Below are 16,916 nucleotides of genomic sequence, written 5' to 3'. Positions count from 1 at the left end.
TTCAACTCCTTCCAAACTTCCTCCACGTTCATCGTTCACGAAGCCGACGACTCCGGGTAATCAATTCTTGTAACTTGGATGCCTGGTCTACTATACTTTCGGCATCTTGTCCGATTTCCCTTTTCGCCCGCTCGATTTGACGCTGTTCCTCATAACTGTTTATGACCTTAATGTATTCATCTAAAACCTCTTCGGTCAGTTCATCCGGTGCGGCCATGAGTCGAATCTCGGCATAACGATTCGCATAGTCCGGACGTTGGTCACAATATCGTTCCATGAACGGAGGGGCGACCTGTTCGAACTCCTCGTGTGTCATGTCCTCGGAGACGATTTCATACAATGCCGTCGCCAACATCCGGTGCACCTCGTCCTGGTAGGACAGACCGAGGCGGTCCCGGACGAAACGAACCCGTTCCGGACCACTCAACATCGCCCGCAGCAATAACTTCTCCGCTTTGACGTAGCGTGGCTCGTTTGCTTTAGACGAACGCCGGCGGACCGGCTCCGGTTCGCGGACGGGCTGTGGGACGGCTTCTTTCGAAGACGTCTTCGGCATCCGCGACAATAACGTCTCGACCGGAATCTCAAATTCGTTGGCCAGCTTCTTCAAGTACAGGTCACGGCGAATCGAGTTATCCGTTTTACTAATTTCCACAAGCATAGATTCAATAAACCGTATCCGTTCTCCTTCTCGATTCATGTTTTTCCCACGCCGGAGCGTGCGGTTCATGAAATCGAGGACGGACAACCGTTCCGATTCGACCAATTTACGCCACTGTTCCGCCCCGTTCGTCCGAATGTAGTCGTCCGGGTCGGTCTTCTCAGGTAACATCAACACTTGCACGTCGAGCGGATAGCCTTCGAGCAAGCGGACGACTTTCATCGTCGCTTCCTGTCCGGCCGTATCGCCGTCGTAACAGATGATGACTTCTTCGACCATGCGGGCCAAGGCGCGGGCATGTTGGGACGAGAACGCCGTCCCGAGCGAGGCGACGACTTCTTTCGTCCCGGCTTGCGCGACTTGTAAGACGTCGACGTTTCCTTCGACGAGCAAGACACGTTTTTGTTTGCGCATCGTGGCGCGGGCCTGTGAGAACCCGAATAAGAGTTCACTCTTATTAAATAACGGAGTATCCGCCGTATTGACGTACTTTGGCTGTCGCTCATCGATCGCCCGTCCGCTAAATCCGACGATGGTGCCGTCTCGATCCGCAATCGGAAAGACGACTCTGCCTTCGAACCGGTCGAAATATTCACCGGATCTAGACTTAGAAATCAATCCCGCTTCTACCATGACCTCGAGGTCGAAACCTCTTCGTTCTAATGAATCCACGGTGAATCGGCGATGGTCGGGCGCGTAACCGATCTTATACTGACCGATCGTCGACTCCTCTAAACCGCGCTGCTGCAAATACGTCAATCCGACTTCGCCCGCCTCGGTCTTCATCAACACCTCGTGATACAAGTCGGCCACGACCCGATGCGCATCGCGCATCTGTTTACGGAGGACTTGGTCTCGCGATAATTCCTCGTCGCCCGACACGCCACCTTCGATTGCGATATTCGCTCGCGTGGCGAGGCGTTCAATCGTCTCTGGAAACGATAGTCCTTCCGTCTCCATAACGAACGTGAACACGTTCCCGCCGGCGCCGCATCCGAAACAGTGATACATCCCTTTCTCCGGGGACACGGAGAACGATGGGCTGTTCTCCGAGTGGAACGGGCAAAGCCCGACGAGACGATGTCCTTGCTTCTTCAATTCAACGCGTTCACTAATTAAATCAACGATATCTGTGGCTTGTTTTACTTCCGCAATGACTTCATCCGGTATGCGCGGCAACTTGACCACTCCCTATCCAAACTCGCAACGAAACGGAACGTTCACCACGTTCCGTTTCAATGTCATGTCAGTACTCTATTATACCGTTATCACCAGTCGATTACTAATCCGAGTGCTCAATCCTCTTTTGATTGATCGAGCATCCGCAAAATGATGCCAGCCGTCTCTTCGACGGCCTTGTTCGTCACATCGATGACCTCGCAACCGATCCGCTCGTAAATCCCACGGGCGTATTCGAGCTCCCGGTTAATCCGTTCGAGTTGGGCGTAATCGGCCTCGGGTTTTAATCCGAGCGACTTCAACCGTTCCATCCGAATCGAAATCAATTTGTCAGGGGAGATAATCAAGCCGACACACTTGTCAGGCGGCAATTCAAACAGTTCTTCCGGCGGGCGTGACTCCGGCACGAGCGGCACGTTCGCGACCTTATAGCGCTTCAGGGCCAAATACTGCGAGAGCGGTGTCTTCGATGTCCGTGAGACGCCGACGAGGACGATGTCCGCCTTTTTCAACCCGCGCGGATCACGTCCGTCATCGTACTTGACCGCGAACTCCATCGCTTCGATTTTCCGAAAATAATCTTCGTCCAAACGATAGATGAGTCCTGGTTTTTCACGCGGACTCTCACCGAGTTGACCAGCGAGCACATCGAGCAAATCCCCGAGCAAATCGACCGTCTTCACACCGTACTCTTGTCCGAGACGGACGAGCAATGACCGATGTTCTTCATTGACCAACGTGAAGGCGATGACCGCTCCTTGGGCACGCGCTTGTGTCACGACGTCGTGAATCGTCTGTTCATCTTCGACGAACGGGATGCGGAGCGTCTCAATCGCATTCTCATGGAATTGGATGCTCGCGGCCCGGACGACGAGTTCACACGTCTCGCCGACTGAATCGCTCACGACAAATACGAGTTGTTTTTGTGTCAGTGTCAAACCAGATTCCTCCTCAGAACGACTCATCGTTAGCGAGCGCGATCAATACTTTCGTCATGTTCGTCTTCGTCATGCGACCGAGCACAATCAGCTTGCCATCCTTCTCTTCAACGACCGGCATGGCATCGATTTGCTTCTCGATCAACTTCATTCCGGCCCGAATCAACGTCTCACCCTTCTCACATACCGTGATGTTCGGCATCCGGGTCATGATGACGTTGACCGGCAACTGATCGAGATCTTGATTACCGATGGCAGCCCGGAGTAAGTCTTTACGCGATAGGACGCCGACGAGCTCATTGTCTTTCCCGACGACAAACAGCGAGCCGACGTCTTCCAAGAACAACGTCACGACAGCGTCATACACCGTCATCTCGTTACTGACGACTTTCGCCGACGACATGAAGTCTCCGACCGTCAACGAGTCAAGCTTTTCCCGAAGCAGGGATGAGTTTCGTTTGCCGACGAACGTGTAGCCGACACGCGGTCGGGCTTCTAGTATTCCAGTCATCGTCAAAATGGCAAGGTCCGGTCGGAGCGTGGCCCGGGTGAGCGATAGCTCTTGGGCGATCTGCTCCCCCGTGATCGGTCCGTTGACCCTTACGATTTCAACGATCTTCTGTTGGCGTTCATTCAGCTGCATAGCCAACCCCCTCAAGTTTGGTCAGAGTACGAGCGCGCTAAAATCGGCGACATTCTCGATTGTCGCAGCGAGTCGTTTCATCTCGCGCAGACGGTTCTCGCGAATCGCTTCGACATCGCTCATGACCATTGTATTTTCAAAATAAGTGCTAATCGGATGTTCTAGGGCGCGCAATGATGTGATTGCTTGATGATAGTCGCCCGCCTCGACCGCGCGTTCCGTCTCCGGTAACGTCGCTTCGATGGCAGCGTGGAGATCTTTCTCCTCCGTATTTTCAAACAATGACGGATCGACGTCCCCGGCCTCGCCTTTTTTAGCGATGTTGACGACGCGTGTCAATTGTTCGATGAGCAGTTTCGCCTCGCTCGCGAGCATGGCTTGAACCGCATCCGCTCTCGCATCGAGTCGGTCGATCGCAAGGCCAGTCGTCAAGACGGCGTCAATGACGTCATAACGGACTTGTCGCTCTTGCAGACGATACTTCAAGCGAAGCATGAAGAAGTCCTCGAGTTGCGCCTTGACTTGTTCTTTATCGGCATCGTAAAGTCCTGCCTGAAGTTGCGAATCGACAACTTGTGAAAGTAATTTGTCGAGTGGCAAGGCAATCTTCCAATCCGCCAAAATTTGAACGACCCCTTGGGCTTGACGACGGAGCGCAAACGGATCTTGTGAACCGCTCGGGATCATGCCGATTCCGAAGAAGGCAGCAATCGAATCCAGTTTATCGGCGAGTGCGAGTACGGCACCCGTCGATGTCGCCGGCGAGGCATCACCAGCAAAGCGCGGCATGTAGTGCTCACGGATCGCCGCGGCCACTTCCGCGTCCTCACCTTGTTGGAGCGCATACTTCTCACCCATCACTCCTTGAAGTTCTGTGAACTCATACACCATTTGGCTGACGAGGTCGAACTTATGGATGGCACCGGCACGCGCCACTTTGGCTGCATCCGCATTGAACAATGGCGCAAGCGTTCCTGCGAGCTGTTCGACGCGACGGACCTTATCTCCCGTCGTGCCCAACTTCTCATGGAAGACGATGCGGTCGAGACGGACGAGTTGTTCGTCAATCTTCGTCTTTTGGTCTTCCTCATAGAAGAAGACGGCATCTGCCAAGCGGGCCCGGATGACCTTCTCGTTCCCTTTGGCAACGTTTTGAAGGTGTTCAGCATTTCCGTTACGGACGGTCACGAAATAGTTTTTGAGCGTTTCACCGATATAAACCGGGAAATAGCGCTGATGTTCTTTCATCGTCGTAATCAAGACTTCTTCTGGAAGTTCGAGATAACGGGCATCGAATTCACCGAATAGCGCTGTCGGCCACTCGACGAGGTTCGTCACTTCTTCGAGCAACGAGGCATCGAGCGGGACGGTCCAACCCTGTTCTGAAGCCAACTCCTCGATTTGACGTTCGATGCGCCCTTTCCGGTCTTCGTACGAAGCGACAACGAACTCGCGTTCAAGCGTCTCAGCATAGGCAGCCGGTTCCGTGATGACGACGTCACCCTTACTCAAGAAACGGTGACCACGCGTCACGTTCCCCGTCTTCACGCCTTCGATTTCGAAATCGATTTGTTCGGTACCGAACAAGGCGACGAGCCAACGAATCGGACGCATATAGCGTAGGCTGCTCGTGCCCCACTTCATGTTTTTCGGGAACGTCATGCCACGGACGACGTCTTCGAGTGCTGGGAGCAACGTGCTCGTCGGTTGACCTGATTCATGACGGTCGGCGAAGACGTACTCGACACCTTTCTCTTCGGCGAAGTACAAGTCGTCGACCGATAGGCCGCGGCCACGGGCAAAGCCGGCGGCTGCTTTCGACCAGTTTCCTTCAGCATCTTGAGCAATCTTTTTCGCTGGTCCGCGAAGCGTCTCCGTCAAATCTTGTTGGTTCTCTTCCACGTCTTTGACGAGAACGGCGAGGCGGCGCGGTGTCGAATAAACGGTGATGGCACCGAATTGGACACGGGCTTCCGTCAAGAAGGTAGTTACGCGTTCCGCCAATTGTTTTTCTGAACGGAGGACGTATTGGGCTGGTAATTCTTCAAGTCCGATTTCTAATAAAAGGTCACGCATCAAGGGCACCTGCTTTCTGTTGGTTCAAAAGTGGGAAACCGAGACGTTCCCGCTCTTCGATAAATTTGGCGGCACATGCACGGGACATGTTACGGACGCGTTGGATGAAACCAGTCCGTTCTGTCACCGAGATGGCGCCTTTCGCATCGAGAAGGTTGAACGTATGCGAACATTTAAGGATATAGTCGTAAGCCGGGAAGACGAGGTTTTCGTCCAAGGCACGCTTCGCTTCTTTTTCATACGTATCGAACAATGTGAACAACATATCGACGTCCGAGAGCTCGAACGTATATTTTGAATGTTCGAATTCCGGCTGATAGAAGATATCGCCATATTTGAATCCGTCTGTCCAGACGAGGTCAAACACGCTTTCGACTTCTTGGATATATGACGCAAGACGTTCAAGACCGTACGTGATCTCGACGGCGATCGGATCGCACTCGATGCCACCGACTTGTTGGAAATACGTGAACTGAGTGATTTCCATCCCGTTCAACCAGACTTCCCAACCGAGTCCGGCCGCACCGAACGTCGGGTTCTCCCAGTTGTCTTCGACGAAACGGATGTCGTGCTCGAGCGGATTGATCCCGATCAACTCTAAGCTCTCTAAGTAAAGCTCTTGGATGTTGCTTGGCGACGGCTTCATGATGACTTGGAATTGGTGATGCTGATACAAGCGGTTCGGGTTTTCTCCGTACCGTCCATCCGCCGGACGACGTGATGGCTCTGTGTAACAGACGTTCCACGGCTCGGGTCCGAGACTCCGTAGGAACGTCATCGGGTTCATCGTGCCGGCCCCTTTCTCAACGTCATACGCTTGCATTGTCAAACAGCCTTTCGACGCCCAGAAATTTTGTAACGTCAAAATAATTTCTTGCACGGTCATGTGCTTCATATGTGACACCTCCAAAAGTATTGAAACGACAAAAAGCGCCCCTATGTGCCATGCACATAGGGACGGGATTACCCGCGGTTCCACCCTACTTGCCTCGAGATGAGGCCACTCTTTGGATTGTGGGCGCTCTGGAATTGCCATTCACTTCAACCTGGCGTTCGGCTTCCACCTTCCCGAACTCGCTGCACCCACGGTAAAAAAGCTACTTGTTTTCCTTCATTGCGCACGCTATTTCATTTGTCTAATCGTAGATTATGGTATCGAATCTTGTCGAAAAAGTCAATCATCGTTCAAGTACAATCGCTGCATTTGGTCGAGGACCCGTTTCGTCTTCAGCCGCAGACCGCTATAGGAGTCCATATACGCATCAAACAGCTGTCGGAGCAGAATCCGTGTCTCTTTCGTGAGCGGAACGTTACTGAATTCGGACAGTTCGTGCCGGCTCATCAAATAGAGCAACTTTGCCAGACGCTCGCTCATGCGAATCGATCCTTCTTCTTGGTGCCGGGCGCAGAGGAAGCCGCCGGCCGTCACCGAGAAGTACATCGGGTCGGTCACATCGTTGCACCGGATGCAGCCGGTCAAGACCGGTGCGACCCCGAGCAAGTGCAAAATGCGCAGTTCGAAGTGATGCGTGATCACTTCCGGATCCATCCCTGCATTGAGCGCCTGCAGGGCGTCGTTCAAGATGCGATAGAGCGGACGGTTCGGGACGCGGTCCTCTACCGTCCGGTCGACGAGTTCGAGCCAATACATGGCGTATGCCATCCGCTCGACGTCTTTTCGGATTTCCGGATAAGACGTGATCACATCCGACGATTTCAATTGGCCGAGGCCGCGACTCGCCGGAAAGATATATACCGCTTCGACGAACGGCTGACTCGATGAATGCAGACGGCTGCCCGGCTTCTTCGCCCCTCGTGCCATGACGGCAACTTTTCCGAGCTCTTCGGTGAACAAGGTGACGACTTTGTTCGACTCTCCGTAATTGACGGTCCGAATGACGATTCCCGTGACCTTTTGCAACATGGCTTAATACTCATCGTCGCGGAAACCGAGGTCGCGGAGTTGGCCCATCTTGTTACGCCAATCTTTTTGCACTTTCACCCATAGGTTCAAATACACTTTCGTCCCGAGGAGCGCCTCGATGTCGTGGCGCGCTTCTGTCCCGATTTCGCGGAGCATCGCACCTTTTTTGCCGATGACGATTCCTTTTTGAGAATCACGCTCGACCATGATCACGGCCTCGACATCAATCATTTCCGAGTTTTCCCGTTTCTTGATCGATTCGATGGCGACCGCGATTGAGTGCGGCACTTCATCACGCGTCTTATGGAGCACTTTCTCGCGAATCAATTCAGAGATGATGAACCGTTCCGGGTGGTCGGTCACTTGGTCGGCCGGATAATACATCGGTCCTTCCGGGAGCAACTTTTTGATTTCTTTAAGGAGCGGTTCGACGTTGTTGCCTTGAAGTGCCGAAATCGGGACGTACGCCGCGAAATCGAGTTGGTTCGTATACTGCTCGATGACAGCCGGAATCTCGTCCGGATGAATCAAATCGATTTTGTTCATAACGAGAATGATTGGCGTGTCGAGCCCTTTCAACTTCTCGATGATGAACTCATCGCCGGCGCCGCGCGGTTCCGTGACGTTGACCATGAAGAGGATCGCGTCGACTTCACGGAGTGCGTTCGTCGCGACTTTCATCATGAAATCGCCGAGACGGTGTTTCGGCTTATGAATCCCTGGCGTGTCGATAAAGATGATTTGCGAATCATCCGTCGTATACACACCTTGGACCTTATTGCGCGTCGTCTGCGGCTTGTCTGACATGATGGCAATCTTTTGTCCGATGACCCGATTCAAGAACGTCGATTTCCCGACGTTCGGACGACCGATGATGGACACAAAACCTGATTTAAAATCTTCTTGATACATAGTGCACCTGCTTTCTAAATTTCCAATACGTTCAATCATATAACGAATTTGTCGATTATATAAGGGCCAAAAATGAATAGGGCCGTGATGGCGGCCCCGATCGCTGCGACGAGGACCGACCCGGCCGCGACGTCTTTCGCTTGCTTCGCGAGGGGGTGGATGTCTTTCGTGACGAGGTCGACCGTGCGTTCGACCGCCGTGTTCATCAGCTCGAGCGCGATGACGAGCACGACCCAGCCGAACAGAATCAAGTTCTCGAGTTTCGTCGTCGGGAGCCACCAGGCAAACACGACGACGAGCAGGCTCGATACGAGATGAATCAGCATGTTGCGTTCGGTCCGCACTGCGTGCACGATGCCGTGCAAGGCGAACCAGAACGGTTTCACACTTCGCCTCGTTTCAGCTCGAAGTGAGCGAGCACTTGTTCTTGGCGCGCCGTCATCTCTGCTTCTTCCTCGGGCGTCATATGGTCATACCCGAGCAAGTGGAGGAATCCGTGAATCGCCAAGAACCCGAGTTCCCGTTCGAACGAGTGGCCATAATCGGCCGCCTGTTCGCGACAACGTTCGACCGAGATGAGCAAGTCCCCTAAGAGACGGGGCTCGTCTTCATCGAGCATGAAGTCCATCTCGTCTTCTCCCATCTCATCGAAGGCGAAACTGATGACGTCGGTCGCCGTATCTTTCCCGCGCCATTCGCGGTTGATGGCTTGAATCTCATCGTTCGTCAAGAACGTGACCGATAGCTCACTCGGTTCTTCGACGTCTTCTTCCATCGCCGCATGGACCAATATGGATTCAACGAGCTCGATTTGAGCATCCGACAATAAGCCGTGCTCATCGTTCGAAATGATTTGCATGTAAGTCTCCTTCTTTCTTCAGTTCTGGATACTCGATTCGTTCATGGAACAGGCCGGTCAGCGTCTCACACGCGCTTTCCCCGACGCGCCATACTTCTTTCGTCGTCAACTCGCAGTCTTCGAATTGCCCGTCTTGTAGCTTATCACGAATAATCGCACTGACGAGCTGACGAATCCGTTCTGGTGTCGGTTGCTTCTGTGACCGGACCGCCGCCTCGATTGAATCGACGATCATGACGACCGCCGCCTCGCGTGTCTGCGGCTTCGGTCCCGGGTAGCGGAACCGTGATTCATTGACGTCACGCGTCTCTTTCGCTTTCACATAAAAGAACTTCAAGAGCGATGTGCCGTGATGTTGCTCGGCGATATCGATAATCTCTTTTGGCAACTTATAACGACTCAACAGATCGGCCCCGTCATATGGATGGGCCATGATGATGTCGGCTGATTCCTCCGGTGTGAGCCGGTCGTGCGGGTTGACGCCGTTCTGCTGATTCTCGATGAAATGGAGCGGACGCTCGGTCTTACCGAGGTCATGATAATAACTGGCGACCCGGGCGAGCAGTCCGTCGGCACCAATCGCCTCGCAAGCCGATTCGGCCAAGTTGGCGACCATCATGCTGTGATGATACGTCCCCGGGGCCTCCATCAACAACTTGCGTAACAGCGGATGCGTCGGACTCATCAATTCGATGAGGCGACCCGACGATAGGACGCCGAACCACGGTTCGAGGAACGGCAAGAAGCCGAACGTGAGCACGATGGACAACAGCGCGCTCGTGATGGCGAAACCGGATAAGTAGGCGACCATCTCCCACGTCACTTGCGTGTTGCGCAAGAACAAGAGCGCGAGCACCATGATGATATTGATAATGCCGAGCAACACACCGGACAAGAATAGTCGTTTGCGCTGAATCTTCGGTTCGACGAGGAAGACGGCCAAGAAACTTCCGGTCGCGAAATAGACGACGGTCATGAAGCTCGTGTTTTGCCCGAAACTCGCCACAATCGACCCGGCAATCATCGTGATCAACGCCGAGGCGAGCGCGACCCGTTCATCGACGAGGATACGCAGCAACAGGACGACGAATGCCGTCGGTGCGAGCACGTACGCATATGTCGTGAACTCGATACCGATATAACCGACACCAAAGAAGATGCCGAGCTGTAACAATAATAATCCATAGACAGTAATCAAGATTTTAGGGCGGAGTAACAGTTGTTGAATTTTCGAACGGATTAACATGAACAGAAAACCGATCGTCAACAGTCCGCTCAGTAAGTAAGCCCCAAACAGCGGTGCGAACGAACGATTTGGATCGATAGCCCCTGTCAATTCGAGTTTGCGGTAGATTTCGCGCGTCACGACCTCGCCTTGGTTGACGAGCAACTGGCCTTCTTGAATGATGACCGGTTCGACCGCATCGACCGCCTGCTGTTCTTTCTCACGTGTCGCTTCAGAGTCGAACACGTAGTTCGGTACGATCAATTGATCGCTCAGGCTGTTAGCGATCGCCCGGAACTCGAGTGAGAGCGGTGATTGGTCGACAAGTGTCTCAGCCCGATCTCTCGCTTCTGAGATGGACTGTGAGCTCGTGTCGATGCGGTTACCCATCACTTCTTGGAGCGCCGTCACGGTGACGTCTTCGACCGTACGACGGGTGTTCTCGCTCGCCTCGAGCAGAAGGTTCAGTTCATCATCACCGAGGAATCCGTTCACCTCGGTCGAATTCAAGCGATTTTTGATGTCTGATAGCTCGGTGTCATCTTCCGTCTCTTCGAACGCTGCGAACAGTTGCTCGACTTTGGCGATCTGTTGATCGGCAAACTCACGCCGCAACGAGAACTGACTGCCGACGCTATTGATCGCATCTTGTCGTAACCGCTCCGTCGCCGTCCGGTCTTCAATCGTGACCGGCGAGCGAATGTCCTGTTCGGCAATCCCGAGCGGCTCGACACTAATGATGGATGGGCGCACCGTAAAGTATAGAATCGCGCCTAAAATGAGAAAAAAGAGGACGGAGATTGTCGCGACCGTCCAATGACGTGCTTGCTGCATCAGTGCCCCCCCTTTTGGTTATGTGAGTTCGGTACTATAGGCGTTAATGATTTTCTTGACGAGCGGATGGCGAACGACGTCGGACGACGTGAAATGTTCAAAATGAATCCCATCGACACCTTCAAGCAGATGTAACGCTTCTTGCAATCCTGACGCTTTACCTTTCGGCAAATCGACTTGCGTCAAATCGCCGGTGACGACCATTTTCGAGCCGAACCCGAGTCGCGTCAAAAACATCTTCATCTGTTCTTTCGTCGTATTCTGCGCCTCGTCTAAAATGACGAACGCATCTTCAAGCGTCCGGCCGCGCATGTAAGCGAGCGGCGCGACTTCGATTGTGCCGCGTTCGAGCAATCGGTTCGTCTGTTCGACGCCATAGACGTCAAACAAGGCGTCGTACAACGGACGCAAGTACGGGTCGACCTTCTCTTTCAAGTCCCCCGGCAAGAAGCCCAAGTTTTCACCCGCTTCGACCGCCGGACGCGTCAAAATGATTCGTTTGACTTGGCCTTCTTTCAGCGCACGCGCTGCCAAGACGACGGCCAAATATGTCTTCCCGGTCCCCGCCGGTCCGATTCCGAACACGAGGTCACGTTTTTCGATGGCCCGGACATATCGGCTCTGCCCGACCGTTTTCGCCCGAATCGGTTTCCCTTTGTTCGTCGTGAAGACGACTCGCTCATAATGCTCGAGCAACTCGTCGCCCTTGCCGACCTTGATGTGTTGAATCACACTGATGGCATCGCTTTCGTTCAAGCGAGCCCCTTTTTTAACGAGTTGTTGCAACGTCTTGATAACGGCCTTCGTCAATTCGAGCGTATCGGCCGTATCGGCCTGAATGATTAATTCTTCTCCACGAGGAGTGAGTGCGACCGCGAGTTCTGCTTCGATAGCTTGAAATACCTCGTCCTTCGGTCCGAGGAGCGCCTGCGCTTCGTTCGCATGTTCCATGACGAACGGAATTTTATCAGTCATAATCAATGGTTGTTTCTCCTCCCCATCAGTAGATTGTTCCTTCTTTACTTTAGCACTATCAAGCCGTTCGTGAAAGAAAGACCGTCCATTCCTCCAACAAAAAGAAGCAGTGACACGGAGTCACTGCCTCAGGTTTAACGACGGCGTTTCGACACCGGCGGTTGCAAAATTTCACTCCACACGACCGCTTGCCGAACTTGCTTCATCGAGATGCGCGGTTGTGGCCGCGACTCGGTCGACTCGGAAATCGGTGGAATTTTGACCGTCTGTTCGAACTGGGCACTCACGTGCGGTAGCTCTTCACGTCGACGCGGTGCATGTCGGTCTGTCGTTTCGGCCGGTGCGGCGACACGGCGACGTAGTTTCTGAGGAGCCGGTTTGTCTTGCTTGTTGCGCGGCTCATCGAACGTCGCCTCGACTTCTTTCATCATGTCACCGACCGTATCGAGATAACGTTTCAAATCCGTACTCGGTGGTCGTTCTCCAGTAGATGATGGTTTCTCCATCCGCTTCATGACCGCCGAGGCAATCCCGAAAGCGGCTAAGAGTAGTACCCAGAGTCCATCCATGTCCGTTACTCTCTATCAGATTCGACAGGATGACCGATCGCTTTACGCATTTCTGTATCGGCTTGGACGTTCAAGTAGTTGACGTAATCCATGACCCCGAGTTTGCCATTTCGAAGTGCGTCGGCCATCGCGAGCGGGACTTCCGCCTCGGCCGCGACGACTTTGGCGCGCATCTCTTCGACCGATGATTTCATCTCTTGCTCACGGGCGATCGCCATCGCGCGGCGTTCTTCCGCTTTCGCTTGCGCGATTTTCTTATCAGCTTCGGCTTGGTCGGTCTGGAGGACCGCCCCGATGTTTTTACCGATATCGATGTCGGCGATATCGATTGATAGGATTTCAAACGCGGTCCCTGAATCGAGACCTTTCGTCAATACGGTACGTGAAATCATATCAGGGTTCTCCAAGACGTGCTTATGGTTGTGTTGTGAACCGATCGTCGAGACGACCCCTTCACCGACACGGGCGATAATCGTCTCTTCCCCGGCACCCCCGACAAGACGGTCGATGTTGGCACGGACCGTGATGCGGGCTTTCGCCTTCACTTCAATCCCGTCCATGGCCACACCGGCGATGAACGGCGTTTCGATGACTTTCGGGTTAACGGACATTTGAACCGCCTCTAACACGTTACGGCCAGCAAGATCGATTGCTGCGGCACGTTCAAACGATAATTCGATATCGGCACGGTGGGCCGCAATCAAGGCGTTGACGACGCGGTCGACGTTACCCCCGGCCAAGAAGTGACTCTCGAGCTGGTTCGTGTTCAAGCCGATGCCGGCTTTGACCGCTTTGATGAGCGGGTTGACGATTTTCGATGGGACGACGCGACGGAGTCGCATCCCGATTAGTGTGAAGATCGAGACGTGGACGCCAGCGGCGAACGAGCTGATCCACAGCCCGACCGGTACGAACGTGAAGAATACGGCGAGCGCAATCAATCCTCCACCCGAGATGAGTAACGTGGTCAATAGTTCTGGTGTCATTCTGTTACATCCTCCTTCGGCTCTATAAAGTTGCGGACGACAACGCGTCCTGAATCGACTTTATACACCTGAATTTTCGTTTGCGAATCGAGATAGCTACCTTCTGTCACGACATCAATCCGTTCTCCGTCAATCTCAGCGGTACCCGCCGGGCGAAGCGGCGTCAACGTGACCCCGACTTTCCCGAGCAACCGTTTGCGGTCATCGTGGGACAAATACCCTTTGTCTGTTGACGTCGAATCGGTCAAAATCAACCCTTTATACATGAGCGATCGATTGGACTGTAGGCGACGATATGCCCAAAATCCGAGTCCAGCGACGATGGCCGTGGCTAAACCAAGCGACAACCACAGTTGTCCGATTGTGGCACCCGCCATAATCAAACTGGCGACGACCGCCCCAATCCCTAGCACGCCGAACAATCCAAAACCGGCAACGAACACTTCAATTCCTAGAAGGACGATCCCGACAAAAAACACCGTTAGAATCACTCCGAGACCAAATGTCATCGTATTGCAACCCCCTTCCGAGTTCACAAGCTACCTCTTATCTCTAGTGTATACGAAACAAGTTCGCTTTTGGTTTCGGAATACGCAAAAAAAGACAGAAACTTTTGGTTTGACCCAAAAATCCCTGTCTCTCTCATTAATTCGTCAATTGTTGTTTGACAATGCGGTTCACAAGACCACCGTCTGCCTTGCCTTTAACTTGAGGCATGACGACGCCCATCACCTTACCCATATCCGACGGGCCTGTAGCATTCGTTTGAGCAATAGCTGCTTTCACGATCGCCGTGACTTCATCTTCAGAAAGTTGTTCAGGCATATAGGCCTCTAGTACGACAATCTCGTCAGCTACTTTAGAAGCAAGGTCTTCACGACCAGCGCTTTCGAATTCTCGGAGGGAGTCTCTGCGCTGTTTCATCTCTCGGTTGAGCACCGTGAGTTCCTCTTCCTCAGTTAGATCTTGTCGACCAAATTTGATGGCCTCATTTTGGAGCGACGCTTTGACCATCCGGATCGTCGTGAGACGATCTTTTTGTTTCGCGCGCATGGCTTGCTTCATGTCGTCCGTCAAGCGTTCTTGAAGACTCATGAGCTAACACCCTCTCTACAAATGAAACTGAAATTAGAATTTCTTACGCTTACGCGCAGCTTCTGATTTCAATTTACGTTTTACGCTTGGCTTTTCGTAGTGACGACGTTTGCGAACTTCGGCAAGAGTGCCATCTTTCGAAACACCGCGTTTGAAACGACGAAGAGCGTCTTCAAGCGATTCGTTTTTACGGACACGAGTTTCCACTAGTTTTCCCTCCCTCCGAATTACACGACTAAGGAAACGTGTTTCACACGTCATAACATATTATAGTGAAAGTAAGTCGTGCGGTCAACCACTAGTTATTAATAGTCGCTGTCTGAACGTCCGCCTGTAACGATGGCGATTCCAGCTGATGCGCCGATGCGCGTCGCGCCGGCATCAATCATAGCTTGTGCGCCTTCGAAATCACGTACGCCGCCTGAAGCTTTAACGCCGAGATCTGGTCCGACCGTCTCACGCATGAGGCGGATATCTTCTACTGTCGCACCGCCTGTCGAGAAGCCAGTCGACGTTTTCACGAAGTCTGCGCCTGCTTTGACTGAAAGCTCAGCCGCTTTTTTGATTTCTTCTTTCGTAAGGAGGCACGTCTCAAAGATGACTTTAACGAGCGTTCCGTTTGCCGCTTCGACGACAGCGCGGATATCGCGCTCAACGAGATCGAAATCGCCGTCTTTCATGGCACCGATGTTGATGACCATATCGATTTCGCCTGCGCCGTTTGCAATCGCGTCTTTAGTTTCGAACGCTTTCACTTCTGGCGTGTTAGCTCCGAGTGGGAAGCCGATGACCGTACATACTTTGACGTCGTCATCTGATTTGAGTTGTTCCGCCGCGTACTTCACCCATGTCGGGTTGACACAGACGCTTGCGAATTTGTATTCGAGCGCCTCGGCACAAAGTTTTGTGACTTGATCTTTCGTTGTTTCTGCCTTCAAGGCTGTGTGGTCGATATAACGTGCTAATTCCATCGTAAAATTCCTCCTCTGATGTATCGGTCTGACATATAGGTCTGACATCTAACATATTATCATGTTTTCTTGAAATGTAACAGCTTTCAATTCAGACGAGTTGACGGCGTTTCCGCGTCTGGATCCAACTGTTCCAACTAAAGAAGAAAATGGCAATCCATATACATGTGAACGCAAAAACGTGATAGCCCGTGAACGGTTCATTATAGAGAATGACCCCGATTGCGAGACTGAGCGTCGGTGCGATGAACTGAAGAAACCCGACGAGCGTGAACGGGATATGTTGCGCCCCGTACCCGAACAAAAGAAGGGGTAGCGCCGTCATCACGCCTGTCCCGACCAACGCGACCCAAATGACCGGTTCGGTCGTCATCGTCAATCCTCCCTGAGACGTTTGCCAACCCAAGAAAATGATAGCGACCGGAACGACCGCGAGCGTCTCGATGCCGAGGCTAACCGTCGAGGCAAGTGGACGGCGTTTCTTCACCATCCCGTAAAACCCGAACGTACTGGCCAAAATGAACGCGATCCACGGGAACGACCCATAGCCGAACGTCAAGACGAGCACGCCGATTGCCGCCACGGTCACCGCCAGCCATTGTACTCGATTTAATGATTCCCGAAAAACAAGCACACCTAACACCATGCTCACGAGCGGATTGATGTAATAGCCGAGTGACGCTTCGATGATATAGCCGTGATTGACCGCCCATATGTAGACGAACCAGTTGGCACTGACGATAAATCCGTTCAACATAAAGGCGTTCCTTGTCGCCCGGTGCCGAAGCGCATAGTTGAACTCGGTCCACTGTTTCGTCCATTTCAAGACAAGTAAGATGAAGAGGAACGACCAGACGATGCGATGGGCCAAGATTTGACCGCTCGGTATTTCCTGCAAAAACTTCCAATAAATCGGTAGGACGCCCCACATGACGTAGGCCCCGACCGTTGGCATGACGCCTTTGTTCACTCTGTTCACCCGCTCTCGTAATCAATTATCGTCAGTGTAGTCGATGCGATTAGGACATTCAAGCGAATTCTTTCACCTTGCACACGACAAAAAGAGGCA

18 protein-coding genes are annotated in these 16,916 nt (G+C 52.9%); all 18 read right to left on the bottom strand.

Annotated features, from left to right (window positions below; genetic code table 11):
* Window positions 1-28: 28 nt before the first annotated feature.
* A complete protein-coding gene (gene dnaG, locus ACZ2GZ_RS05885) occupies window positions 29-1,849 on the bottom strand; it encodes a DNA primase (protein WP_353048932.1) in 1,821 nt (606 codons plus the stop codon).
* Between the two features lie 107 nt (window positions 1,850-1,956).
* Window positions 1,957-2,805, bottom strand: a complete 849-nt coding sequence (locus ACZ2GZ_RS05880; RefSeq protein ID WP_051627707.1) for a pyruvate, water dikinase regulatory protein — start codon at window positions 2,803-2,805, stop codon at window positions 1,957-1,959.
* Window positions 2,792-3,421: a helix-turn-helix transcriptional regulator gene (locus tag ACZ2GZ_RS05875; RefSeq protein ID WP_021065695.1), complete on the bottom strand. Its 630-nt coding sequence runs from the start codon at window positions 3,419-3,421 to the stop codon at window positions 2,792-2,794. The genes ACZ2GZ_RS05880 and ACZ2GZ_RS05875 overlap by 14 nt, the downstream gene beginning before the upstream one ends.
* A 21-nt stretch (window positions 3,422-3,442) precedes the next feature.
* Entirely contained in the window at window positions 3,443-5,497 is a 2,055-nt protein-coding gene (glyS, locus tag ACZ2GZ_RS05870) for a glycine--tRNA ligase subunit beta (protein WP_214714604.1), read from the bottom strand.
* Entirely contained in the window at window positions 5,490-6,383 is an 894-nt protein-coding gene (glyQ, locus tag ACZ2GZ_RS05865; protein WP_370447070.1) for a glycine--tRNA ligase subunit alpha, read from the bottom strand. The genes glyS and glyQ overlap by 8 nt, the downstream gene beginning before the upstream one ends.
* Before the next feature lie 288 nt (window positions 6,384-6,671).
* The gene (gene recO, locus ACZ2GZ_RS05860) at window positions 6,672-7,421 is read right to left on the bottom strand and encodes a DNA repair protein RecO (protein ID WP_021065692.1); all 750 of its coding nucleotides are present in this window, start codon (window positions 7,419-7,421) and stop codon (window positions 6,672-6,674) included.
* A 3-nt stretch (window positions 7,422-7,424) separates the two neighbouring features.
* Window positions 7,425-8,333 (bottom strand): GTPase Era, encoded by a 909-nt coding sequence (era, locus tag ACZ2GZ_RS05855; protein ID WP_029595225.1) that lies wholly within the window; start codon window positions 8,331-8,333, stop codon window positions 7,425-7,427.
* A gap of 35 nt (window positions 8,334-8,368) precedes the next feature.
* Window positions 8,369-8,719, bottom strand: coding sequence for a diacylglycerol kinase family protein (locus ACZ2GZ_RS05850; RefSeq protein WP_029595224.1), 351 nt, complete (start codon window positions 8,717-8,719; stop codon window positions 8,369-8,371).
* Window positions 8,716-9,192 carry an rRNA maturation RNase YbeY gene (ybeY, locus tag ACZ2GZ_RS05845; protein WP_029595223.1) on the bottom strand — a complete coding sequence of 159 codons (477 nt, stop codon included), beginning with the start codon at window positions 9,190-9,192 and terminating at the stop codon, window positions 8,716-8,718. The genes ACZ2GZ_RS05850 and ybeY overlap by 4 nt, the downstream gene beginning before the upstream one ends.
* Complete coding sequence (locus ACZ2GZ_RS05840) at window positions 9,170-11,251, bottom strand: HD family phosphohydrolase (protein WP_021065688.1); 2,082 nt, start codon at window positions 11,249-11,251, stop codon at window positions 9,170-9,172. Before ACZ2GZ_RS05840 ends, ybeY begins: the two co-directional genes overlap by 23 nt.
* A gap of 18 nt (window positions 11,252-11,269) precedes the next feature.
* Window positions 11,270-12,226, bottom strand: coding sequence for a PhoH family protein (locus ACZ2GZ_RS05835; RefSeq protein WP_031199860.1), 957 nt, complete (start codon window positions 12,224-12,226; stop codon window positions 11,270-11,272).
* 134 nt (window positions 12,227-12,360) lie between these two features.
* Window positions 12,361-12,795, bottom strand: coding sequence for a hypothetical protein (locus ACZ2GZ_RS05830; protein ID WP_021065686.1), 435 nt, complete (start codon window positions 12,793-12,795; stop codon window positions 12,361-12,363).
* Window positions 12,796-12,800: 5 nt separating this feature from the next.
* Entirely contained in the window at window positions 12,801-13,781 is a 981-nt protein-coding gene (gene floA, locus ACZ2GZ_RS05825; RefSeq protein WP_021065685.1) for a flotillin-like protein FloA, read from the bottom strand.
* Window positions 13,778-14,290, bottom strand: a complete 513-nt coding sequence (locus tag ACZ2GZ_RS05820) for an NfeD family protein (RefSeq protein ID WP_021065684.1) — start codon at window positions 14,288-14,290, stop codon at window positions 13,778-13,780. Before ACZ2GZ_RS05820 ends, floA begins: the two co-directional genes overlap by 4 nt.
* A gap of 136 nt (window positions 14,291-14,426) precedes the next feature.
* Window positions 14,427-14,876, bottom strand: a complete 450-nt coding sequence (locus ACZ2GZ_RS05815; RefSeq protein WP_021065683.1) for a GatB/YqeY domain-containing protein — start codon at window positions 14,874-14,876, stop codon at window positions 14,427-14,429.
* 33 nt (window positions 14,877-14,909) lie between these two features.
* Complete coding sequence (rpsU, locus tag ACZ2GZ_RS05810; RefSeq protein ID WP_029334745.1) at window positions 14,910-15,104, bottom strand: 30S ribosomal protein S21; 195 nt, start codon at window positions 15,102-15,104, stop codon at window positions 14,910-14,912.
* Between the two features lie 77 nt (window positions 15,105-15,181).
* Window positions 15,182-15,847, bottom strand: coding sequence for a deoxyribose-phosphate aldolase (gene deoC / locus ACZ2GZ_RS05805; protein WP_021065682.1), 666 nt, complete (start codon window positions 15,845-15,847; stop codon window positions 15,182-15,184).
* Window positions 15,848-15,938: 91 nt separating this feature from the next.
* Entirely contained in the window at window positions 15,939-16,817 is an 879-nt protein-coding gene (gene rarD, locus ACZ2GZ_RS05800) for an EamA family transporter RarD (RefSeq protein WP_021065681.1), read from the bottom strand.
* Window positions 16,818-16,916: the final 99 nt, after the last annotated feature.

It is taken from the genome of Exiguobacterium sp. KKT215 (genome assembly GCF_055635335.1).
Note: the sequence above shows the minus strand (reverse complement) of the source record. Positions and strands in the feature narration are given on the sequence as shown.